This is a genomic window from Arthrospiribacter ruber (assembly GCF_019343195.1).
In the GTDB taxonomy this organism is placed as follows: Bacteria; Bacteroidota; Bacteroidia; order Cytophagales; family Cyclobacteriaceae; genus Arthrospiribacter; species Arthrospiribacter ruber.
The window spans coordinates 248354-272994 of sequence record NZ_RPHB01000005.1; the positions used below are offsets into that span (position 1 = coordinate 248354).

The following is a 24641-nucleotide window of genomic DNA, read 5'->3' on the forward strand; positions in this document are numbered from 1 at the left end:
TTTGGCAGTCAATATTGCTCATGAATAGTGGTCATGATCCTGACCATCTCATTCCTTATTTCCGGGGTAGGTTTTACAAAATTATTGTTCATAAATACAAACCTATAAGTCCTGCCTTTTCTGGTGTCTATCCAGCCACTTTGTAGGTGCATATTTCTCAAAGTTCCTGTTTTGGCCCAAACAAAAGCTTTTCCTCCGTCAAGCTCATAGGTGTTTTTCAAGGTGCCGGAAAGCCCGCCAGCAGGAAACATTTCTCTTAACCTTTCTTGGTCACCGATCAGAACTTCTACCCGGTTAAGGATTTCCAAAACCGTCCTTGGTGTAATCAGGTTGTACCTGGACAGACCGGAACCATCTTCCCAAACCGGCTTATGTTTTATTCCCTCAAAAAGGTTTTCTTCAACATATTGAATGGCCTTTTTAGGATCTAAGGTATCACTTAAAACAGCGGAACAAAGGATCAGGACCTGCTCTGCAAGGAAATTATCAGAAGGCAGCATCATATGTTGATACAGGCTATCAGCCAGAATTGAATAGAAGGTTTTGATGTCACCTTTTTTAAGCCTATTGATCAGTTTTACTTCCTTTTTCAATGTGTCTTCCAACAAAAACCTACTTTTTTCTAAGTCCATGGGAAACGGAACCTTATCATCATAGTCCGCTGGGATTGAAAGAAATGAAGGATAAATCAATGAATGGTCACTTACCGACCGGAAAATATCAAATTTTTCTGTAACCATGCTGCTATCCGCTTTCAGGAATGAGCCCATGATTTTTGGGGAAATCTCCAAATTACCTTGCAGATCCGCTTTTGCTTGCATGGTATTGGCATAAATAGGAAAATGGCCGGGATCAGAGCGCCAATAGCTAGGTTCAAACTTTAAATCAGGCTGTTGGGCTAAATACAAATTGTGGGCAGCACGTTTTAAGAAGTCATATGCTTTGCCATTATTTAGTTTTGGGTGTAAAAATGAAGGGTCACCCGTACCCCATATAATCAAAGAATCACCGGAAAATTCATATTGAAAAGCAGGAATGGAATCCCTTATAATATGTAAGGCCGCATATAGGGTAAGTATCTTGGTATTGGAAGCTGGAACAAAATGTACGTCTGCATTTTGTGAATAAATGATTTTACCACTTTCCTCTTGGAGTATAAAACCTACAAAATGCTCCTTCATCAACTCAGAGGCAGCAAATAGCCGGGCCACTTTTTTCTCTGTCAACTTCTGCGCAAATCCATCATGGATCAGCATAAAGAGGATAACCAGAAAAAAACAAAATAGACGATTCATCAGGGTTTTAAGTGTTTTTCCAAAAATTCCACCGTCGCCTTATTGACTTTTACCAAATTCTCAAACTTCATCCAATGGTGGGAATCATCCGGAACAATAATGGCCTCATAAGGCATGCCCCTTTCTTCAAACCTACGGATAAGGTCCACAGTCTGGGCCACCTGTACATTGCGGTCATCATCTCCGTGAATAAATAGCACTGGTGAAGTCCAAGTGTCAAGGTAGGCCAATGGAGAAGAAAGCCAAGCAGTTCTTTGGGCCTTTTCAAAATCCGGTGCTTTTTCATATCCCTCCGGCATTTCCAGTCTGGAGGACAGTTCATGTACCCCATGTATGTCCACCCCTACTGCGAACAGATCAGAATCTTTGGCCAAAGCCAAGGCCGTTAGATAACCTCCGTATGATCCACCATAAATCCCGATTCTCTTATTATCTACCTGTGCCAAAGTCGCCAGGTATTCTCCGGCCTTTTTGACATCTATATACTCTTCCGCACCTTGCCAGTAGGTCCTTGGCGGTTTGTGGAATTCATATCCATAGCCAATACCCAGACGAAAGTTCACCGATAAGACCACAAATCCCATCTCTGCCAGCTTCTGATTGATGGCATAGGTATTGGAATAATAATCACCGTAATGCCAACCTAAAAGCATTTGGCGCTGAGGGCCCCCATGCACAAATACTACTGCCGGTTTTTTGGATTTACCGTCTTCCTTTTCGAATAGCTGGGCATGAACTTTCACCCCATCCGGGGACATAAAAGTGACCTGCTTTGGTTTGATCAAGTCGCTTTCATCGGGAAAACCTTCCGGAATAAGGTCTTCGGCCAAAAGCCTGATCTCCGGGTCGGAAATCCTGGAAACTGCCGGCAGCAGTGGTCTGGCATACGTGGAAGAGACAAAGGCCACATGATCATTGTCCGACAATACCACTGGTATGGCCTCTATGCCCTCTCCTTGGGTCAAGAGCTCCATTTCTCCACCTGAAAGACTTACCATGCCGATATGTCTCCTGTCAATATCTTCTTCCATTTTACCTGCATTGGCAGAAAAGACCAAAAATTTCTTATCCTGACTTAGCTCTATATGCTCTACCATATACTCTCCTTGGGTCAGTTGACGGGAAGGTCCACTTTCGGCATCCATGGCATACAAATGTGGCCAGCCATCTTCATAAGAAAGATAAATAAGGGTATTGTCAGCGCCCCAGTGAAGGTTGGCTCCCCCATGTGTAGAAGATATGGAACCCCTAAGGGTTTCAGGTGCCTTCCACCTCATATTCCCTTCACCTGTCCGGGCATCTGCTACCCAGATTTCCCAAGGAAGGTGCCGCTGTTCCAAAATTGCCTTTGGCTCTCCCTGCCCTCCAGGTCTTCTTACAAATGCGATTTTAGCTCCGTCAGGAGACCATCTTACCATTCCGTCTCTATGAAATGAAGGAGATATGTATCTGATGGTTTTATTTTCCAAATGAAAAATCCCAACCAAGGAATGTGTCCCTCTATTGACAGAAAAAAGTATTTCCCCACCGTCCGGTGACCAATTAAACTCATTGACATTCCCTCTTATTTCAAAGAGTTGCTTTGCCTCAGTTCCATCCAGTTCAACAGTCCACACCTGCCCATTTTTCAAAAAACCAAGCACCTTGCCATCCGGCGCCATCAAAGGATCATCTCCTTCGGTCAGCTTTCTTGCCTCAATCCCATTAAAGTCCGCCATCCAGATTTCTACTTTTGGAATAAAAGCAGCATGTGCGGGGTTCATGCCAAGGTTTCTTTGCCAGTTGCTCCCATGCTCTCCACCTCTCACAAATACCAGCCCCTGTCCATCAGGGGTAAATTGTAAAGAAGTGATTTCCTGCCCATCATCTTGCTTGAAGTCCGTAACTTTTCTGTATTGAAAATCAGGAGCTTGAGAAACATATACATTTCTCAGTCCCTCTTCATTCATGGCCCAGGCAAACTTGTTGTCCACTGGGGATGCTGTCATTTCTGAGGGAAAGGAATAAAGAGAAATTTCCTCAATACTGAAAGATTGAGCAATTGCCTGATGCCAAAAAAGCAAGCAGATCAAGAATTGAAGGAGGTATTTTTTCATACATCTTTATTTAACCGAAAATAAGATACGGTAAAAATAGCTCCCAAGCAATCTCATTTCTTTTTGGATCAAAGGTTTCCTTTTTTCAATTCCTCTACAGCATAATTGGCTGCCCTGGCGGTGATGGCCATATAGGTAAGTGAAGGGTTTTGTGTAGCAGTAGAAGTCATGCATGCCCCATCTGTCACAAATACATTTTTGCAATGGTGAAGCTGATTCCATTTGTTCAAGAGGGAATCTTTTGGATCATGCCCCATTCTTACGCCTCCCATTTCATGTATATCCGAACCTGGAGGCGCTCCCGAATCCCTTGCATTGATATTGACAAAACCTGCTTTATCAAACATTTCGGACATTTGCTCCATATAATCCAGCACCATTTTGTCGTCATTTTCTGTCCAATCGCAGGACAATACCAGCTGTGGAATCCCATACTTGTCGGTGAGGCTTTCATGCAGCCTGACATGATTGCTTTCTATGGGAATCACTTCCCCCTGCATCCATCCGGCCACCCACCAAGGTCCGAGTGTCCGCTTGATCAGGTTTTGTTTCAACACTTCCCCTATTCCTTCTCTTGAAAATTGAACCCCACGGGAGGAGGATCCGATTCCCACGGCATAGCCTCTCAGAAAGTCGGTTTCCTGTTTGAATACATTCCTAAACCTTGGAATATAGGAATGGGATGGGTTTTTACCTGTACTCGTCACATCCTGAAAATCCTCGCATTGCGCAGAGATCTGGCCTCTGTAATTGTGCCAGGAAATGTATTTACCCAAAAGCCCATTGTCATTGCCCAGACCATTTGGAAACCTGTCCGAGATGGAATTCAACAAGATCAGGTTGGAGTTCAGCGCAGAGGCATTGACAAAAATGATATCGGCATAATACTCGTAAAACTGCATGTCATTGCCATCAATGATCCTGACACCGCTGGCTTTCCCCCTTTCTTTATCATAAATGATAGAGTGAACCACCGAATGGGGTCTCAAGGTCATATTTCCTGTCCTTTCTGCCCAGGGCAATGTAGAGGCATTGGAGGAAAAATACCCACCAAAGGGACAACCTCTATTACAGAGGTTTCTATGTTGACACCTGGCCCTGCCCTGCTCTATGTGTATTTCCTGCGGATCAGTCACATGGGCACACCGGCCATGAATCAAATGCCGGTTTTGGTAATTTTCTGAAATGACTTTCTGAAAATGCCGCTCTACACAGCTAAGGTCAAAAGGTTTCAAAAACTCACCATCGGGTAAATGAGGTAATCCGTCTTTATTGCCAGCTATTCCCGAGAATTTTTCCACATGACTGTACCAAGGGGCAAGATCCTTGTATCGGATCGGCCAATCTACAGCATATCCATCCCTTGCAGGCCCTTCGAAATCATAATCGGACCATCTCTGTGTCTGTCTGGCCCATAAGAGAGACTTACCTCCTACCTGATAGCCACGTGTCCATTGAAAAGGTTTTTCCTGTACAGTCTCCTGCTCCCCTTCTTTCATCCAGAAATGCGCCGTAGACTCATGTATTCTGGCCCCTCTTCTGCCAAACTCTTTTTGATTTTCAAGGGTCAGCTTTCCTCCAAATTCAAATTCCCAAGGGTGCTTGGTGGCTGTGGGGTAATCTTTGATGTGTTTGACGTCCCTTCCTCGCTCCAGTACCAATGTTTTCAGACCGCTTTCACACAACTCCTTGGCAGCCCAACCTCCACTGATTCCCGAACCTATAACGATAGCGTCGTAGGTCGCTTGTTCTTTAGCTTTTATATTCAGATTGGGCATAATTTAGATTTTATAAGGTTCTTGAGGTAAAGGGGCACAGCCGTCATATCCACCAGGGATCATTTCATAATTCGTGAAATTGGTTAAAAAATACTCTGAGCTTGTATAACCCAAAATGATCAATTCTTTGATCAGGTCATAAAAAGCTTTGTCTTCAATTTTTTCCTCCTTATCCAGGGCTTCCAATACCTCTATCCTTTGCTGATCTGCTGCTTTGAAAAATGAAGTATCATTCATTTCATTGGAGAGAAATTCCAACCGGTCAAGCCCTCCAAGAAAAGCATTTTGGGTGGATTCATCGTAGCAGTTTGCCAATAACTTATCCAAAAAATGATGAATCCCCAGTTCCACACCACCTTTGGTATCGTTCTCAGGAAGAAAAGTATCTACCATCGATTTTAGGTTATTTTTCTGATTTTCGCTCAAAGGCAGGTTTTTATACAGGTAGCTTCCTTGTTCTGCCTCTTCATTACCACAGCCCGGTAAGAAAATCATTCCCCAGACCGTAATTGCAAGGGACTTTAATGCTGTTCTTCTATCCATGACAAAATCAAAACATTAATACGGAAAAAACCGATTGCAAATTGGATAATCGGCAATTAAGCGTGCTAAATGAATATTTAATTGACAAAAAAAGCTTTTACGGGCACTGCATTACCTTAAAAATAGGATTTAAACCCTTTTGTTTTTTTTCAGATCCTTAGAATATTTAATCGAAATACACTTGACATACTTACTGATTTTTCTTTATTTTTTAAGAAAACAAATTATTGAACTAAAAAATAAAACTTTTTTAAACACATGATTTTAATCATAGTTTGTCTTATTTTTAAACTATAGTATTGTTTCATCAAAGCCCCCAGCACAATGAGCCGATATTTGAAATTCAAAAAACGTCTTTTTAAACTCAGTCTTATACCACCGAGGAAATGGCGCCCTGCGGCCACTGTTTTAGTCGCTGCGATTGTGGGTCTGGGTTTTTACATGATCCGTCTAAGCAATGCCACCTCCTATCTTTCTGATGATCCTCAGGCCTGTGTCAACTGTCATATCATGACACCTCAGTACATCACTTGGAACAAAAGCTCCCACCGTGAAGTGGCACATTGTAATGACTGCCATGTACCGCATGACAACATTGCCAGTAAGTATTTTTTCAAGGCCAAGGATGGGCTTTACCATTCTACCATTTTCACCCTAAGAGCAGAACCTCAGGTCATCAGGGCCTTGGAACCCTCCATCAATGTCATACAGAACAATTGTATACGCTGCCATGAAAATCAGGTGACGGATGCCAAACTGATGGATGCAGTGGCCAACCATCATCCGCATAGGACAGACCGGATCTGCTGGGAATGCCACAGGGAAGTTCCCCATGGCAAAATCAGGTCTTTGGCATCGGTGGGTCACCAAATAGAACCGATACGCGCCCATGCACCACCGGATTTGGAAATTATCCCAAAATGGCTCAAAGAGTCGATGAAATCAGATAATAAAATCAGCAAATAAAACCACAGCGATATGAAAAATTGGATTCTTTTTGGAATGACGGCAGTGATCGTTTTCCTTTTGGCCATGTTGGCATACACCATAATGGACCGGAAAACTGAAGCCAGGTTTGCTTACCAACCTAAGGTCATCATAGAAGGCATAGAGCCTAGGGATTCGGTATGGGGACTCAACTACCCCCGACAATACCAATCATACCTGAAGACCAAAGACACTACTTTCCAAAGTATGTACAATACAAGCGGGTTTAAGGATGTCCTCGATGACCAGCCGGAATTGGTCATCTTATGGGCAGGATACGCTTTCAGTAAGGATTATAATCATCCCCGTGGACATGCTTGGGCAGTGACAGATGTACACAATACCCTTAGAATCGGTTCTCCCCAAGAGCCGGGCGGCGGCCCCCAACCTTCTACTTGCTGGACTTGTAAAAGTACGGATGTCCCTAGACTGATGAGTGAAATGGGGGTGACTGAGTACTACAGCCACAAGCTTTCCCATCTTGCTACTGAGGTAATCAATCCAATTGGTTGTGCGGACTGCCACAACCCCCATACAATGAACCTTACCATTACCCGGCCGGCATTGATAGAAGCTTTTGAGTCTATGGGAAAAGACATCAATCAGGCTTCCCATCAACAGATGCGCTCATTGGTCTGCGCCCAATGCCATGTGGAGTATTACTTTGACAAAACCAAGCCGGGCAAAGAAGATGCAGCCTACCTCACTTTTCCCTGGAAAGATGGGATGAGTGTAGAGGCCATTGAAGGTTATTTTGACAACATTGACTTTGCGGACTGGACACACCCAATCAGTAAGGCAAAAATGATCAAAGCCCAGCACCCGGATTACGAACTTTATGAAATGAGTGTGCATGCCAAAAGAGGAGTTTCCTGCGCCGACTGCCATATGCCTTATAAAAACGAAGGTGGGCAGAAATTCACCGACCATCACATCGGGTCTCCCTTGGCCAATGTAGAAAACTCCTGCTTTGTGTGCCATAGAGAAAAACAGGAGGACCTGATCTCAGATGTATATGAGAGACAAAGGAAAGTCAAGGAGGGTTCTTCGAAATTGCAAAAACTAATCGCCATGGCCCATATAGAAGCGGGTAAAGCCTGGGAGCTCGGAGCTTCAGAAGCTCAGATGAAGGAAATTATGGAAGGATTGCGACATGCACAATGGAGATGGGACTTTGTGGTCGCTTCCCATGGTGGTGCTTTTCATGCCCCCTTGGAATCCAGCCGGATCATCACATCTGCCACAGGAATCATACAGGAAACCAGAATCAAGCTAACCCGGGTTTTGGCTGACCTTGGTCACAACAAGCCAGTAGAAATGCCTGATCTCAATGATAAAGACAAATTGCAGGCATATATAGGATTGGACATCCCTGCAGAAAAGGCTGCCAAGGAAAAATTTCTGGAGCAGGTAGTACCTCAGTGGCTCAAAGAGGGAAAGGCCCGGGAAGCCAAAAAAGAAGTTAAAACTGTAAGCAGCAGGTAAGCCAATGAACCGCCTCAAATTTTCTTTTGGGCTGCTTTTGTTAAGCTTGCTCTGTTCCGATCTGCATGCACAGTTTAGCATTGATGGTCAGTATGTCCAGCGTTCGGAGTTCAGAAACGGATTCGGAAGGTTGCTGAGTGAATCTGAGGAACCTTTTGCCTTCTTGGCACATAGAGCCAGACTTCAGGCCAGGTACGATATGGATTATTTCAGCTTCTATATGTCAATACAGGATATCCGGGTATTTGGAAGTACCCCACAGGTAAAAGCCTCTGACAATTTCCTTTCGGTTCATGAAGCCTGGGCTATGGCCAAAATTAAGGAAAACTGGAAAGTGAAAATAGGCCGGCAGGAGCTGAATTATGATAACTTCAGGTTTCTAGGCAATCTGGACTGGGCCTTGCAAGCGCGAGCACATGATTTCCTCCTATTTCTTCACGAAAAAGAAGACATGAAATTCGATTTTGGTGGGGGATACAATCAGACTAATATGGCATTGACAGATCAGCCTTTTTTTACCCCAAACCAATATCGCGTCGCACAGATGGCTCGTTATGAAAACAAATGGGGTAAAGTCTCCTTTTCGGCCTTGTTCTGGAATGACGGAAGGGAATGGCAGACTACAGATCCTCAAACTGGTGCCATCACGGACAAAGGAGTAAGGTACAGAAGTACCTTAGGTGTACCGACCTTGCGCTACAATTCTGGTAACTCTCAGGTCTCTGCATTTTATTACCATCAATTTGGAGAAACCCTTTCAGGAAGAAGCCTCAATGCCTATAACTTCAGTCTTGCCTATAACCATACTATTCCAATAAACAGGGAGGAAGGAAAAATCTGGACGCTATCAGCAGGCCTTGAGCACATCAGCGGAGATGATCCTACCACTGCGTCAAACAATGCCTACAACCCCTTATATGGCACGAACCATATATTCAATGGATACATGGACTTATTTTATGTAGGTGGGGCACACGAAAACACTGTCGGCTTACAGGATTATTTTATCAAGTCGCGATATGCATTCAATAAGAATTTCTTCTTACAAGCTGATTATCATTTGTTTTATTCAGGCGTTGACATCTTTTATTTAGGAAATGATTTTCCCTCTACCCTACCGGAAGGCCGATATTTTGGTTCAGAGTTGGACCTGACACTTGGCTGGATTGTGAATGATGCGTTTTCTGTCCAGGGTGGATACAGTCAGTTCTTTGCTACGGATGTATTCCAAAGGTTTCAGGGTGTAGCAAATCCAAAAGGCACACAAAATTGGGCCTACCTCATGCTGATCTTTAGGCCTACCATGAAAAATAGATTTATCGGAATACTCCTTTGATTATGAATATTTTCAAGCACCTTTTCTCTACCAAAATCACATTAGTTCTCTTACTGGCTTTCGCCACGGCTATGGGAGTGGCTACATTTATTGAAAATGATCACGGGACTACAGTGGCCAGGGGATTGGTTTATGAGGCTTGGTGGTTTGAAATAATAATGGTATGGATGGCTGTCAACTTTATTGCCCACATTGGTCAGTACAAGCTCTTTCATAAAAATAGATGGCCAGTCGGGCTTTTTCACATTGCATTTGTCATCATCATATTCGGTGCGGGAGTGACCAGATATCTAAGCGAGGAAGGGATCATGCACATCCGTCAAGGTCAGGAAGCTGATGTTTTTTATACAACGGCTCATTACTTTCAGCTAAAAGAAACAGATCAAGGCTCCAACAGATCTATAGAAAAGAACCTTCAGCTTTTGCCCAAAGATTTCCAGCCCAAAAAGATAAACACAAAACTGGGCGACAGGCGCTTTGAAGTGAGGTTTGAAGATTATATCCAAGGTGCTACTGAAGATTTTATCCCAGGAAATCAAACTTACCTTAGGATCTCTACTGCCCTGTCCGGTGGAAGAGAAGATTATGTGGTGGACAAGGGGAAGTTCATCAAGATGGGAAGCCTTTCATTGAGCACCGTCAACGATGCTGAACATCCCATCCGGGTTTTCAAAGAAGATGGCTTTTGGAAAATTGGCTCCTCGGTACCTTTACAGGTAATGGAAATGAATACCCAGCAAATGAGCAGCGTTCAGGAGGGGGAAGTACAGCCCTTGAAACTTATGACACTATATCAATGGGAAGAAGGGGCTTTTCTGATAAGGGATATACATGAAAACAGCAAAATCAATTACATCCCGGAGCCGGATGAAAATCAGGCCAAAAACCTGCTTGATGTCATAAAATACAGCATCTGGACTGAAGAAGGAAGCAAAGTTCAGGAAGCATTCGTAAAGATGGTAAGTTTCCGGCCTGCTTGGACCACTTTTGATTTTGAAGGCAGGCAATATGCCATGACCTTTGGTTCTAAACCCATCAAAATTCCATTCAAGCTTTACCTCAATGCATTCGAACTGGAAAGGTATCCGGGCAGCCAAAGCCCTTCCAGCTATGCAAGTGAAGTAATGGTCATGGACGGAGAAGAAGAGTTTCCTTACCGCATCTACATGAACAATGTTCTGGACCATGCAGGTTTCCGTTTTTATCAGTCCTCTTATGACAATGACGAGCGGGGAACCATTTTTTCTGTGAATCAGGACCGTCCCGGTACCTACATCACCTACCTGGGCTACACCTTGTTGACTTTGGGCATGTTGCTGACTTTATTTGCCAAAGGATCAAGATTCAGGATTCTCAATTTCAAGCTCAACAAAATTCAAAAAGAAAAAACCATTGCTGCCACCAACAGCCTGAAACTGGAAAAAGCCAGCTTTATCATTGCTTCGGTATTACTGATAATCATCAGCTGGGGTATGGTGAGACCAAATGTGCCTGCACAATCATCTGGTAGCCAAATTGTACCTGATTTTCATGCCAGTCAATATGGAAAACTCATTGTGCAGGACCTGGATGGAAGAATGAAACCTTTGAATACCCTTGCCAATGAGATTGTCAGAAAAATCAATGGGAAAAGTTTTGTAGAAATCATCGAAAACGGAGAAACCCTAAGATTGAATCCTGAACAATTTCTCTTGGCCGTGCAAATGGACCCAAGGGCATACAGTGAAAAGCCCGTGATCAAAATCGATAAGGAAAAATCATACGAGGTGTTCCAAAAACTTGGGAAAAAACCCACCGACAGGCTTTCTTTTAGTGATTTTTTGGGTAAGGAAGGTAAATACCTGATTCAGGAAATGGTGGAGCATGCCAATAAACTTAAACCCTCAGAACGAAATGAAGGGCACAATGAATTGCTCAAAACTGACGAGCGCTTCAACATATTCTATGGACTTCTTACCGGAGATTTTTTAAGGCTATTTCCCAATAAGTTGGATTATAACAACACCTGGTTTACCAGTCAGGAGTACAGGCAGGGCTTCGAGGAGGAAGATGGAATTTTTGTCAAAAACATAACCCCTCTTTACTTTCAGACCATTTCAGAAGCATTCGAAAGTGGGGATTGGGAAGAAGCGGAAGAAACGCTCAGTTACATCTCCCTTTACCAGCAAAAAGCAGGCAGCGAAGTATATCCTTCGGAAATGGACATTAAAGCTGAACTGCTCTACAACAAGCTGAACTTAGGAACCCGCCTATTTGGTCCTTTTTGGCTTCTGGGCTTGATCATGTTATTTTCAGCCATTTGGATGATGTTCAAAAAAACAGCACTGATCAGGCACATTTGGACTGCTGGCATACTGCTTTCCTGGATCGGAATGGCTGCTTTTACCTTTCATCTTTCCTTGAGGTGGTTTATTGCCAAACATCCTCCTTGGAGTGATGGCTTCGAAATGCTGGTTTTTGTGGCATGGGGAGTCCTGTTGATGGGTTTGATTTTTGGAAACAAATCCAAGTTTACAGTTCCCTTGGGATTGCTATTTTCAGGTACACTGCTTTTTGTCAGCTTCCTGGATTGGCTCAATCCTGAGATAACTAACCTGATGCCAGTACTTCACTCCTATTGGTTGAAAATCCATGTGGCAGTAATCGTAAGTGGATATGCACCTTTGGCGCTGGCTGCCATTATTGCTTTGCTCTGCCTATTGTTGGTCATTTTCAAGCCCAAAAACCCAAAAAGTTCATGGTGGTCAAGTCTAAGGGAAATGCAAATGGTCAACGAGATGTCCATCACTATTGGCCTGTTTCTTCTTACCATAGGCACCTTCCTCGGAGGGGTATGGGCCAATGAAAGCTGGGGCAGGTATTGGGCCTGGGATCCCAAAGAAACATGGGCACTGATTTCTGTGATTGTATATGCCATCGTCTTGCACCTGAGGTTGATCCCATCATTCAAAAATGGCATGGTCTACAACCTTGCCAGCTTGTGGGCCTTTGGTGCGATCATCATGACTTCATTTGGTGTCAACTATTACCTTTCGGGGCTACATTCCTACGCAAAAGGAGATCCGGTTCCGGTACCTCTTTGGGTTTACTATTTGGTAGCAGGACTTATCATTATTTCAGCGGTAGCCATCTGGAAATACCGAAAAATCAGTCCAGAGGATGTTGAAAAATTGAGTGTTTAACACCTGGTTTTTCATTGATCAGAATACTGCTTTATTATTAAATGTCCCTCTGCTTTCCCGATCAAATCTTTTGATTACATTTGATTCAACCCCACAACGGAACTCTAAAAGATTCCGTCATGGGTTGGTGGCATTTATGCAGAAAAAATGGTTTTAAGAATCACGAATTTTCTGACATGAAAATCACCATGTAATTTCAGTATTCACGGATTATTTTAACCCTACTCCTATGAAAAGCAAGGCCATCCTATTTTTATTACTTTTCAGCATATTCTTTCTTAATGGAGCGGAAAGTTTTGCCCAAGGTATTTATTCAGCCAGAGGATATTGGGAGGAAAGTAACAAGCCTATTTATAAGGAAATCAAAACCAAACAGGAAATGGGCGAAGTGCTGTCCGAGGATGAACTGGAATACATGAACAATTATGAAGTGTATCTCAACACTTACTTTGACAGGCTTTCAGAAACAGAAAAAGACCGCTACTATGAAATGAGGGTTAGCTGGGATAGGGAAAGCAGCAACATCAAGCTTCCCGCTTCAGCAGCAGATCCAGGGGAGTTTGAGTGGAGAGGTAGAGACCGCTTCGTTAGCATTGCTTATGGATTTTCGTATGGCCTTGCTACAGTAGCGGTTTTTGAAATCGACAATGTACCAGCCGTAGGCATTCCTTTGATCATGGGTGGTCTCTGGGCCTTGGGTCCCGTGATCAATCCTAAAAAGTTTGAAGACATCAGCAGACCTGTTTTGAGAGCGGGAAATACAGGAAGGCTATTAGGTTGGGTTTATGGAGGTTCCTTGGGTTTGGCTTTGGCAGGAGAGTCTGATTCCGGAGGTAGGATCATGGCCGGGCTAGGTGCTTTGGGAAGTATAGGACTCGGTGAGTGGGCATTCCAGAAACAAAAAATGGAAAACTATTCTGAGGGACATATCGAAACATTGAGACATTATGGGATTTTAGGATCCTGGTTGGCAGTTTCCGGATTGGCGACTTTCGAAGTATCCAATCTTAATGCCTATGGAGCTGGCATCTTAGGTGGGGGGATTCTCGGATTAGCTATCGGAAACCAACAGTCCAAAAATTATCCCTACACCTTGGGCGATGCTGAAAACACCACCATCCTAAGCTTGATTGGAACAGGCTTGGGATTTGCCATTGCAGTTGAGTTATTGGAAGAAAGCAGTTCTTCGGCTGCATTTCTGATTCCTGCTGCTGGGTCTATATTGGGAACAGCATTTGGACACAAGGCTGCGAAAGGTGTCTACTTGACCAAAAAACAAGGAAGTACCATAGGCTATTCTACAGCAGGTGCCGCATTATTAGGACTTGGAGTGGTAGCCTTGGCGGAATCCGGTTCTGGACTCGCCGTCATAGGAGTACCATCAGCTTTGGCACTGATTACCCAGCAGGTACTTTTCAATAAGTTTAAGAATGAAAACCTTAACAAAAATCTCAGCCAATCTTTGTCTTCCAAATCCGGTTTGGATTTTTCATTGGATATCAAACCTGAGAATTATTTCATCAATCAAAGAATGTCCGTGGGGCCAAGCAGTATGGGCTTCAACCTCAATCCAAGCAGACCTTTGATCAGCTTAAACCTGAAGTTTTAACAAGGCTATTCCATAAGTCTATTTTTGTATGAATTTTGATCTTAAGTAACCCTTATCACCTATTCTGTATTAAGGCTTATTTATCTTTAGGCTTTACTTGAATTTAAACTTAATTAATAGACTATGTTTTTTGAATTGGTATATGATAAAAGTCTGGCACAAGCCAGCTATGTAATAGGTTGTCAGGCAGGTGGGATCGCGGCGGTCATTGACCCAAAAAGGGATGTGGACACCTACTTTAAAATTGCGGAAGAAAACAACTTGAAAATCACCCATGTCCTAGAAACCCATATTCATGCGGATTTCCTCTGTGGATCAAGAGAGTTGGCAGCCATCACAGGCGCCTCATTATATCTTTCTGATGAAGGAGATAAGGATTGGAAATATGAATTCCCACACAACAAACTCAAACATGGGGACATCATAGAGCTTGGAAATGTGACTTTCGAAGCCCTTTTTACTCCTGGCCATACACCCGAACACCTGAGCTTTCTCCTTACAGACCATCCGGCTACAAACAAACCTTCCATGTTGTTTACTGGAGATTTTGTATTCGTGGGAGACGTAGGAAGACCGGACCTGTTGGAACAGGCAGCCGGGATAAAAGACTCCCAGGAAAAAGGAGCACACCTGCTTTTTGATTCACTTCAGGATTTCAACAAAATGCAGGATTTTATACAGGTTTGGCCCGGTCATGGCGCAGGATCTGCCTGTGGCAAAGCTCTCGGAGCCGTTCCCATGTCTACCGTAGGATATGAAAAAATCCGTAACTGGGCGCTTCAATTGCTACACGACAAAAGCGCTTTTACCAAAGAGTTGCTCAGCGATCAACCTGAGCCACCTAAATACTTTGCTATGATGAAAAAACTGAATAAAGTGGAAAGGAAGCTGCTCACAGAGGTTCCTGAAATTGTTCAGTTGGATAAAACCAGCTATCAGAAAGCCAAAACGGACAAGCTCAGGTTCATCGACACGAGACCTTGGAAAGTATATTCTGATGGCTTTTTGAAAGGAACTTTCAATATCCCCCACAACAATTCCTTTTCCACTTGGATGGGTTGGTTTATGGACTATGAGGAAGATTTTGTATTGATAGCAGAGGAAGGTGAAACAGAAGAACTGACCCGAAAACTTATGCGAATAGGCCTGGACAACGTCAACGGATACATCACACCTGCCCAATTGCTTGAATTTGAACAAGGAAAGCTATCCTCCTACCGGGCAATTGACAAGCAGGAAGTAAAAGAGAAAATGGAGGAAAAAGACGTTCATGTGCTGGATGTAAGAGGAAAGTCTGAGTTCAATTCGGGTCATATTGAAGGGGCAGAAAATCTTTTCATAGGGAAGATTACTGAAAACCTTGAAAAAGTATCCAAAGAAAAAGAGGTGATCATTCACTGTCAGTCAGGTGCAAGGTCTGCCATTGCTTATTCCATTTTGAGAGCTAACGGATTTGACAATATTCTTAACTACTCCGGTGGATGGGCCGACTGGTCCAAAAAATAATCAGATACTAAAAAAGGCTTGAAATTGATCAAGCCTTTTTTTATAGCATTTTTCTAAACATTTCTTCAAGTTTTACTTCATCCAAAGGGGCCGGATTGGGATAATTCATTTCCAATAGAAATTTTACCGCTTTAGGGATATCTGCTTCTTTGAATCCCAGTTTAGAAAGTGAAAATCCTACATTTAAACCTTCCTGAATTCTCCTGATTTTTTTATAAGGTGTATTGCCAAAAACCTCTTCAAAATCCTCACGCTCTTCCGGCTTTAAATGCTCCCATTGGTACTCAAGGACAAAAGGCAAAAGCAAGGTATGTATATCGGAATGTTCTAATCCGAAATTTCCACCCAAAACATGTGCTGCTTTATGATGCAAGCCCATGTTCACTTCACAAAGCACTTTACCTCCCAAATAAGCCCCAAACAACAACTTTTCATTGATTTCGCTGCTCAGAGTGCCTACACGAAGCAGATCCTCAAAAGCAGTAACAAAGGAATTGAGTCCTGATTTGGCCAACAATCTGGTAACCGGATTTCCTTCAGAAGCATACAACGCTTCCACCAAATGCGCCATGGCGTTGAAGGCAGAGGGGATAGCCAATTCCAAAGGCATCCTCAGAGAAAGATGTGGATCAAATATGACCAACTTGGGGTGCACCCGATCATCTCTTTTGACTGTCTTGACACCTTTATCGCTGACCCCATAGATATTGGTCATCTCTGAACCCGAATATGTACTCGGAGCAGCCCATAGTTCGGCATCTATTTCCAGTACCAAAGCCTTTCCTAATCCAATAGCAGATCCACCTCCCAAGCAAAATAGGATATCAGGTTTTTTATCCACAAAAAAAACTTTTGCCTCCTCGACCAGGGTTCTCGGTACATGCTGAGTGATCCTATCAAAGTGAAATACAGCCTCTGCTCCATGCAGTTTGGCTATTTCACTCACCAAATCAACATTTCGCTTGCTGGCAATTATACCAACCTTTATAGACTTATCCTTAGGAAGGTTATCTTGAAGGGCTTCTAGGGTGCGCTTTCCAAATACGACTTTGACTGCATGAGTTTTATAGCTAAAAGGATTCATAGGCTTTGGTCTTTGTGATGGGGAATCTTATTTTTCTTTCTTCAGTACAAAATCGTAATTCGCTTTGTAAAAGGGAACTTCGAAACCTAAAGAGGCTGCTTCATTTTCGTCATTTGAAGCAGAAAAAGGAACAATAAGAGAGTCTTTCACTGCAAATACGGTGTCTGATTCCAAGTATTCATCACCTTCCAAAAACAGATGTGTCACAAGTGTCCTAAATCCCTTTGCTTTGATCATAAAATGCAAATGCGCCGGACGCATCGGATGTCTTCCCATGTCCCTGAGGAATTTTCCAACCGGCCCATCATCTGGAATAGGATAAGCACAAGGCTTAATGGTCTTATACCAAAAGCTTCCATCATCGGCAGTTTTGAACACAGCGCGCAGATTTTTATCAACATCTTCATGTTGCAAATCATAAAAACCATCCGCATCAGATTGCCATGTCTCTACGATTGCACCTGCTATCGGTTTTCCATCAGGATCCAGTACTTTACCGCTCACCACAGTCGGCTCACCTTTATCAAAAGCATCTCCTTGTGCAATATTTGCACCCAACTCCATGACATCAGCATCATCTCTCCAAAAAGGCCCTTGAACGGTCGATTCAGTCACCTCTTCCTGTGCCCTGTGATTGATGGCATCTACCAAAATAGATACTCCCAAGATATCTGAAAGTAATATAAACTCCTTTCTTTTGTCATCACTGATCTGACCTGTTGCCGTCAAAAATGAAATTGCCTGCGCCCACTCCTCTTGGGTAGGTTCTACATCTCTGACAAAATCATGCAGGTGTTTGATGAATGATTTAAAGATTTTTTCTTTGCGGGGATCAGAAGTCTTGATCTGTGACAAAACAGACTCGGTCAAATTCATTTCAGAAAGTTTTTCCATGGGTTTATCGTATTTGTGATTTCAAGTAAAACAAAAGTGAAATCAAATTGTTTGTATATACATATAATATTTATACATGAATTATTGAATAAATGTTTCATCAATTAACAACCCAAAATTTATCTTAAAAATGAAAGACATCCGATATCATACCGATGTGCTGATAGTCGGTAGTGGTCCGGCTGGTTCTACCACATCTGCCCTACTCAGTTCTTATGGGATCCCAAACATCGTTGTAACCAAATACAATTGGTTGGCCAACACTCCACGTGCCCATATTACCAATCAACGCGCCATGGAAGTTTTTAGAGATCTTGGAATAGAGGAAGAGGTTATCGAAAAAGCAGTTCCTCAGGAATTAATGGGTAACAATGTTTTTTGCGAAAGTTTGGCAGGTGAGGAATTAGGGAGGTTGTATTCCTGGGGAAATCACCCACAAAGAATGGCAGATTACACCATGGCCAGCCCTACCAAAATCTGTGATATTCCTCAAGACCTTTTGGAGCCGATTATCATGGCATCTGCTGCTAGAAATGGAGCACATTACAAATTCGATACAGAATACATCAGTTTAGAGCAGGATGAAGATGGTGTAACTGCTACAGTACAAGATAGACTTTCGAGCGAAACCTATCAAATACGAGCCAAATATCTTATCGGTGCTGATGGCGGCAGAAGTAAGGTCGCAGAAGACATAGGCTTACCTTATGATGGTGAAATGGGCGTAGCAGGTAGTATGAATATTGTCTTCAAAATGGATCTCACCAAATATGTGGCGCACAGGCCATCGGTTCTTTATTGGGTATTACAACCAGGGTCCAATGTAGGAGGAATAGGCATGGGGTTGGTCAGAATGGTACGGCCTTGGAACAGATGGCTTATTGTATGGGGGTATGATATTTCCGAAGGAAAAAGAGAAGTAAGTGATCAAGAGGCCAAAGAAATTGTCCAAAAACTGGTGGGTGACGACAGCATACCTATAGAAATAGAATCCACATCCACTTGGACAGTCAACAATTGCTGGGCAACGGAGATTTCCAAAGGTAGGGTTTTCTGCATGGGTGATGCCATACACAGACATCCGCCTTCCAATGGATTAGGTTCCAACACTTCAGTACAAGATGCATTTAATATCGCATGGAAATTGGCTATGGTACTAAAAGGCCAAGCTGGAGCAAAGTTACTGGAAAGCTATAGTGAAGAGCGTACACCAATTGCTAAACAAATTGTACAAAGAGCCAACAAGAGTATTGCTGAATTTGGGCCAATATTCGAGTCCTTGGGATTGACCGACACCAATGACCCCATAGAAATGCTCAACAATATGGCTAAAAGGAAAGAAAATAACTTGACCGCCATCGAGCAAAGGGAAAAACTAAGAAAGGCAATTCAATTCAAATCTTATGAATTCAACTGTCATGGTGTGGAGTTGAACCAGCGCTACCAATCTAAAGCTATCAGTAATGATGGAACACCCGAACCTGATTATAGCCGCTGTAAGGAACTATATTATCAGGCTACCACTTGGCCTGGAGCAAGGATTCCACATGTATGGTTGGGAGAAGATGGACACAGAATATCAACTTTGGATATTTGTGGCAAGGGTAAATTTACCTTACTCACAGGAATAGGTGGAGAAAAATGGATCGACGTAATCAATCGAATCAATGAAAATCATGGGCTAAATATTGAAATCAAAACGATAGGGACAGGATTGGACTTTGAAGACCTCTATGGAGAATGGGCTGATCAAAGGGAAATTTCAGAATCCGGCTGTCTCTTAATCAGGCCTGATCTGCATGTGGCATTCCGTGCCAATGATGCCCAACCAGATCAATTGGAAAAATTACCAGCTGCGATCAAATCAATATTGAGTTTATAACAAATGACCATTAAAAAAACCACCTCTATAAAAGGTGGTTTTTTTATAGTTCAATCGTAATTTCTGTTAATTGCTATCGCAATTTTAATTTCAAACCCTCAAATACTTAGGAAGCACAATCTCTTCCAATGGCTTTACAATCTCCTCTCTTCTGTGTTCAAATACAGGAGGTAGTAGCAATTGGTGTCCAAGTAAATTCTCTTCTTCATCTATCGCAAATCCAATATCCGAAGTAGCAAATTCAAACAAAGCTCCGGAAGGAGTCCTATTGTAAATTGAGTGGAAATAGTTTCTGTCCTTAAGCTCAGTCACATCTGTGTAGCCAAATCCCTCAATGTAAGCTTTCAACTCAAGGTTGTGCTCATCTTTGGCAGTAGCAAAAGCAATGTGATGTGGAATCCCAACAGCAAAAGTCCAAGAGCCCTGCTCCATATCAGGCACATGGTGTAGTTCTATGGTTTTCTGAGCGCCTCCATCTTTGATGTGGTACCTATGGAAGTCTCCGTCCTGCCCTACTTTGCTGAAGTTGAGTACTTTGGTTAGGTAAAAATCCATTTCTATGATATCTCGAGAGCGGATGGTCGCACCAAATAACCCTCTAATGCCATTTTCTTTGGAAATCTCCTCAGTTTCCCAAGCATTTCTGTTATCATTATCACAACCTACCACAGCCAAACCAATACCGGATCTGTCTTCGAAAGTGATCATTTTATCTCCGAATCTTTCGATGATACCAGAGTGAGGGACATTGTGTTTGTTGAGGTGCTTTACCCAAAATTCTAGTGAAGCAGTAGGTACGGAGAAGGAAGATGTCTCGATTTGTCCAGAGCCTTTTCTGCCGTAGACACCGGCTTTTTTGAATGGAAAAGTAGTCCATACAGAGCCTACTTCAGCGTCTGCATTGGCATAGTACAAGTGATAGATACTGGCTGCTCCGTCAAACAGTACCGTTTGCTTGATCATGCGCATACCCAGTACTTGGGTCACAAAGTCAATATCTTCTTGGGCAGAGCCTACACTGACAGTCAAGTGATGTAGCCCTGTAATGTAATCAGCAGGATTATTCATGGTTTTTTGGGTTTTGATTATTGTTAAGTTCAATTTTCAAACCCAAATTACTAAGCTAGGTTTAACTTCATTCTGCAAAAAACAGCATTTGCACGGATTTATTAAACTACCTTAAGAAATCACTTCCTTTTGGCCAGCTTCCTTCTGAGCATGCTCAAAAACTCAGGAGTAATACCCAAATACGAAGCAATGTACTTCTGGGGGATCAATAATTCCAGCTTTGGATGGTTTTTCGCAAAGGTCAGATACTTCTCTTCCGCTGAAAAGGAAATGTTCCTGATGATTCTTTTTTGGTGGCTGACGAGAGAGTTTTGAAACAAAACCCTAAAATATCTCTCAAAAGCATGATGATCCTGACACAGTTGCTCAAAGGATTTTTTTTCCAAAATGAGCACCTCAGTATCTGCCATAGCTTTAATGGTGTAGATCGAAGGTTCCCCATTCATAAAACTATTCAAATCTCCTGTCCACCATTTGTCCAATCCAAACTGGATCACATGCTTGAACTCTTTTTCATCCGTAAAGAACGTCATTAGGCAGCCCTTCCTGATAAATATAAAAGGACTGTTTTCCTGACCTTTATGAACAAGAATTTCATTCTTTTTGAACCTTTTGACAGTAACCAAATCAAAAAAAACCCTCAACTCCTCTTTGCTTAGGTTTACATATTGTCTAAGGTTGTCAGCTATATCTTCTAAAATCATTACTGAAATATAAACCCTTTCACAGGCTTATTCCAAAATAATATGATCAATGGCAATACTATTTACCATTCAAGCATCAGACCTGTACCAATTTCCATTTACCCCTGTTAAACACCCAAGTACTGACCACAGCGTGTAAGGAATGGCTCACTGCAATGGCAATAAATACTCCTGTAGCTCCTAAACCTAGGTACTTGGCCATCAGGTAAGCAAATGGAATCTGAAATCCCCACAAAACGGCAAGATTGATAATGGTAGGAGTACGGGTATCACCTGCGCCGTTGAGGGACTGACTCATGACCATACCATAACCAAAAAATACATAGCCAAGACAAATGATGATCAGGCCGTTTCTCCCCACATCAATCACATCCGAATCCTGATTGAAAATGCCGATGAAGAATCCTGCACCAGCTATAAAAATTATGGCGCAGAAGCCCAGGAAGATGGCAGTCAGATGCGCACTGAACCAGGCCGACTTTTCTGCTCTTGCCGGCGCTAGGGCCCCGAGATTTTGCCCCACCAAGGTCGCTGAGGCATTGGCAAGGCCGAATGCCGGAAGAATCGCGAAAATAATTAACCTGATGGCTATCGTATACCCTGCCAAAGCAGAAGATCCTGATTCTGATACAATACGCATCAAGAAAATCCAAGAAGCAGATTCAATCAAAAACTGCCCCATCCCCCCGGAGGCAACTTTGAGAATTGTCAAAACCGTTTTCCATTTCAGCTTCAAACTTTCCCAGTAAAACTTGATCACGGAAGAGCCATTAAACAGCACATAGAGCTGAAATAAAACACCGATACCTCTCCCTGTCGTAGTGGCCCAAGCAGCTCCTTCCAGTCCCATGGCAGGAATCGGGCCCAGTCCAAAAATCAGCAAAGGATCCAAAACAATATTGAATCCATTGGCGATCCACAACGCTTTCATGGCTATGGCAGCATTGCCGGCACCCCGGAAAATGCCATTGATCAAAAACAGGAGCATGACACAGACATTACCTCCAAAGATGATCTGGGTGTAGCGGTAGCCTGAAGCTATGACTTCCTCTTCCCCTCCCATCAGCGCCAACATGGTCTTTGCCTGCCATACTCCCAATACCGCTACAGCAACAGCAAATACAGAACAGACCATAATTGCCTGAAATGCTGCCTTAGAGGCCTCTTTAGGCTTCTTCTCCCCTATCCTTCTGGCTACAATTGCTGTCGCTGCCATACTTAAACCTATGGCTATGGAATAAATAATGGTTAAAACTGATTCGGTCAGACCTACTGTAGCTACTGCATAAATCCCCAATTTGCCCACAAAGAAAATATCTACAACAGCAAATAGGGACTCCATGACCATCTCCAAAATCATAGGAATGGAAAGATAAAACACGGCTTTCTTGATGCTGATCTGGGTAAAGTCTTCCTCTAAGCCTTTTACCGCCTTTTTAAAATGGTATATAAATGTTCGGAATGTCATAAATGAAGGGTTGAAATGCGACTAAAAAGCTTACATCCTGCTGATGCAAACCGTCTCGTACAAATGCCGAAAAAAAGATTATGCCTTCATAATGGCACAAAGTTGAAATAATTTTCCCGAAGTAAAAAAGGATAATTGAAAAAATTGGATATACGGACCTTTGCCAATAAGGAATTAATGCCTTGATACACTTTGATTTAGATATATGTATAACCTTTCCCGCTTTGTCGGGATTGATCAAATGCAAATCTTATTATCAGAATTTGAAATTTCTGGCAATGCAACAGATAATCACATGACTAATTCTAATTCTCATATCCCCTGATTATTCTTTGAATATATTTACCTACTATATCAAACTCAAGATTGACTTCATCCCCTTCCTTCAGTTCATGAAAATTGGAGTACTCATAGGTATAAGGAATGATAGCCACTGTAAATCTTCCGTTCTTGGAATTGAAACAGGTCAGGCTGGTTCCATTTATCGTTATGGATCCCTTTTCTACTGTTACATTGCCCAAGCCTGAATCATAGGAAAAGTCAAAAAGCCATGACCCGTCTTGATTACTGATCTTCTCTACCTTTCCTGTCTGGTCCACATGCCCTTGTACAATATGCCCGTCAAATCTCCCATTAGCAGGCATGCACCTTTCAAGGTTCACTTTTTTCCCTACTTCCCAAGTCTTTAGATTGGTTTTCTTCAAAGTTTCATCGATTGCAGTAACCCGGTACACTTCCCCTTCTATGGCCACCACCGTAAGGCAAACACCATTATGGGATACCGACTGGTCAATTTTAAGCTCAGATGTTATGGAAGCCCTGATATCGAAATGTACATTTGTTCCATCATGGGTGATATTTTCTACCTTTCCTAAGGATTCGATTATTCCTGTAAACATTTTTTTCTCTTCTAATTTCCAATAATTCAGACTTTAAACACCAAGCGCTGAATCCAGGCTCAAAATAAGCCAATTTATCCCTTAACTTAGCATTTCGAATGAAAGTTTCTAAAGTACCTCACCCAGTATGTTGAAGTTAGAAGATAGTTACCGTCACAAAGGCCAAAGACGGGAATTGGTCAAAATCATCCGCAAAAAAGGGATCAAGGACGAAGCAGTTTTAGATGCCATCAATACGCTTCCCCGACATTTCTTTTTTGATACTGCGCTTGGATCTCATGCCTATGAAGATAAGGCTTTTCCCATTGGCGAAGGTCAGACCATTTCGCAACCATATACCGTTGCTTTTCAGACCGAGTTGTTGCAGATCAAGCCGGGAGACAAGGTTTTGGAAATCGGGACTGGGTCTGGATATCAAGGTTCAATTTTGCATATTTTGGGAGCTGAAGTCCATACCATTGAGTACCAAAAAAAGCTTTTTGACAGGACCAAAAAATTCCTGAACAAACTTGGGATTCACCTGCACTTTTACTTTGGTGATGGATCACAGGGACTTCCGTCGCAGGCTCCTTTTGACAAAATACTGGTTACTGCTGGTGCTCCAGTAGTTCCCAATTCACTCTTAAAGCAATTGAAAGTCGGGGGTATTTTGGTCATTCCTGTAGGTGACAGAAATACCCAAAAAATGCTTCGGCTGACCAAGAAATCTGCTACCAAAATCACCCAGGAAGAATTCAGCAATTTTGCATTTGTACCCCTTCTTGGCTCAGAAGGCTGGAAATAACAGAATTTTATACTGATTTTTGAAGATGAAAATTAACTGAA

At 42.6% G+C, this 24641-nt stretch carries 18 protein-coding genes; 8 read left to right on the top strand and 10 right to left on the bottom strand.

Annotated elements, in window-relative coordinates:
* Positions 1–8 precede the first annotated feature (8 nt).
* The 4 genes from EGN73_RS11845 to EGN73_RS11860 form a co-directional block, all read right to left on the bottom strand.
* Positions 9–1295: a D-alanyl-D-alanine carboxypeptidase gene (locus EGN73_RS11845; RefSeq protein ID WP_219289908.1), complete on the bottom strand. Its 1287-nt coding sequence runs from the start codon at positions 1293–1295 to the stop codon at positions 9–11.
* A complete protein-coding gene (locus tag EGN73_RS11850) occupies positions 1295–3391 on the bottom strand; it encodes a S9 family peptidase (protein WP_219289911.1) in 2097 nt (698 codons plus the stop codon). The genes EGN73_RS11845 and EGN73_RS11850 overlap by 1 nt, the downstream gene beginning before the upstream one ends.
* 68 nt (positions 3392–3459) lie before the next feature.
* Positions 3460–5169: a GMC oxidoreductase gene (locus tag EGN73_RS11855; protein WP_219289914.1), complete on the bottom strand. Its 1710-nt coding sequence runs from the start codon at positions 5167–5169 to the stop codon at positions 3460–3462.
* Positions 5170–5172: 3 nt separating this feature from the next.
* Positions 5173–5712: a gluconate 2-dehydrogenase subunit 3 family protein gene (locus tag EGN73_RS11860; protein ID WP_219289917.1), complete on the bottom strand. Its 540-nt coding sequence runs from the start codon at positions 5710–5712 to the stop codon at positions 5173–5175.
* A 324-nt stretch (positions 5713–6036) separates the two neighbouring features.
* Between EGN73_RS11860 and nrfH the strand changes: the two genes are divergently transcribed.
* The 6 genes from nrfH (at position 6037) to EGN73_RS11890 (ending at position 15817) form a co-directional block, all read left to right on the top strand.
* On the top strand, positions 6037–6678 hold the full coding sequence (gene nrfH, locus EGN73_RS11865; RefSeq protein ID WP_219289921.1) for a cytochrome c nitrite reductase small subunit: 642 nt from the start codon (positions 6037–6039) through the stop codon (positions 6676–6678).
* Between the two features lie 12 nt (positions 6679–6690).
* Complete coding sequence (gene nrfA / locus EGN73_RS11870) at positions 6691–8184, top strand: ammonia-forming cytochrome c nitrite reductase (protein ID WP_219289923.1); 1494 nt, start codon at positions 6691–6693, stop codon at positions 8182–8184.
* Between the two features lie 4 nt (positions 8185–8188).
* Positions 8189–9520 carry an alginate export family protein gene (locus EGN73_RS11875; protein ID WP_219289924.1) on the top strand — a complete coding sequence of 444 codons (1332 nt, stop codon included), beginning with the start codon at positions 8189–8191 and terminating at the stop codon, positions 9518–9520.
* A 2-nt stretch (positions 9521–9522) separates the two neighbouring features.
* On the top strand, positions 9523–12702 hold the full coding sequence (locus EGN73_RS11880; protein WP_219289925.1) for a cytochrome c biogenesis protein: 3180 nt from the start codon (positions 9523–9525) through the stop codon (positions 12700–12702).
* Positions 12703–12931: 229 nt separating this feature from the next.
* The gene (locus EGN73_RS11885; protein ID WP_219289927.1) at positions 12932–14311 is read left to right on the top strand and encodes a hypothetical protein; all 1380 of its coding nucleotides are present in this window, start codon (positions 12932–12934) and stop codon (positions 14309–14311) included.
* A gap of 123 nt (positions 14312–14434) precedes the next feature.
* On the top strand, positions 14435–15817 hold the full coding sequence (locus EGN73_RS11890) for an MBL fold metallo-hydrolase (protein ID WP_219289929.1): 1383 nt from the start codon (positions 14435–14437) through the stop codon (positions 15815–15817).
* A gap of 40 nt (positions 15818–15857) precedes the next feature.
* Here the strand turns inward: EGN73_RS11890 and EGN73_RS11895 are convergent, their stop codons facing one another.
* Together EGN73_RS11895 and EGN73_RS11900 are read right to left on the bottom strand one after the other, a co-directional pair.
* Positions 15858–16901 (bottom strand): maleylacetate reductase, encoded by a 1044-nt coding sequence (locus tag EGN73_RS11895; protein WP_219289931.1) that lies wholly within the window; start codon positions 16899–16901, stop codon positions 15858–15860.
* 27 nt (positions 16902–16928) lie between these two features.
* On the bottom strand, positions 16929–17795 hold the full coding sequence (locus tag EGN73_RS11900) for an intradiol ring-cleavage dioxygenase (RefSeq protein ID WP_219289933.1): 867 nt from the start codon (positions 17793–17795) through the stop codon (positions 16929–16931).
* A gap of 130 nt (positions 17796–17925) precedes the next feature.
* On the opposite strand from EGN73_RS11900, the gene EGN73_RS11905 reads away from it, so the two are divergent.
* Positions 17926–19677: an FAD-dependent oxidoreductase gene (locus EGN73_RS11905; protein WP_219289935.1), complete on the top strand. Its 1752-nt coding sequence runs from the start codon at positions 17926–17928 to the stop codon at positions 19675–19677.
* A 90-nt stretch (positions 19678–19767) separates the two neighbouring features.
* On the opposite strand, the gene EGN73_RS11910 is transcribed toward EGN73_RS11905, so the two are convergent.
* The 4 genes from EGN73_RS11910 to EGN73_RS11925 all read right to left on the bottom strand — a co-directional run bounded on the left by EGN73_RS11910 (position 19768) and on the right by EGN73_RS11925 (position 23816).
* Positions 19768–20745: a VOC family protein gene (locus tag EGN73_RS11910; RefSeq protein WP_219289938.1), complete on the bottom strand. Its 978-nt coding sequence runs from the start codon at positions 20743–20745 to the stop codon at positions 19768–19770.
* Between the two features lie 119 nt (positions 20746–20864).
* Complete coding sequence (locus tag EGN73_RS11915) at positions 20865–21449, bottom strand: Crp/Fnr family transcriptional regulator (protein WP_219289941.1); 585 nt, start codon at positions 21447–21449, stop codon at positions 20865–20867.
* Between the two features lie 76 nt (positions 21450–21525).
* Positions 21526–22917, bottom strand: coding sequence for an MATE family efflux transporter (locus EGN73_RS11920; protein ID WP_219289944.1), 1392 nt, complete (start codon positions 22915–22917; stop codon positions 21526–21528).
* A 305-nt stretch (positions 22918–23222) separates the two neighbouring features.
* Positions 23223–23816 carry a riboflavin synthase gene (locus EGN73_RS11925; RefSeq protein WP_219289947.1) on the bottom strand — a complete coding sequence of 198 codons (594 nt, stop codon included), beginning with the start codon at positions 23814–23816 and terminating at the stop codon, positions 23223–23225.
* Positions 23817–23943: 127 nt separating this feature from the next.
* Between EGN73_RS11925 and EGN73_RS11930 the strand changes: the two genes are divergently transcribed.
* Positions 23944–24600 carry a protein-L-isoaspartate(D-aspartate) O-methyltransferase gene (locus EGN73_RS11930; RefSeq protein ID WP_219289950.1) on the top strand — a complete coding sequence of 219 codons (657 nt, stop codon included), beginning with the start codon at positions 23944–23946 and terminating at the stop codon, positions 24598–24600.
* Positions 24601–24641: the final 41 nt, after the last annotated feature.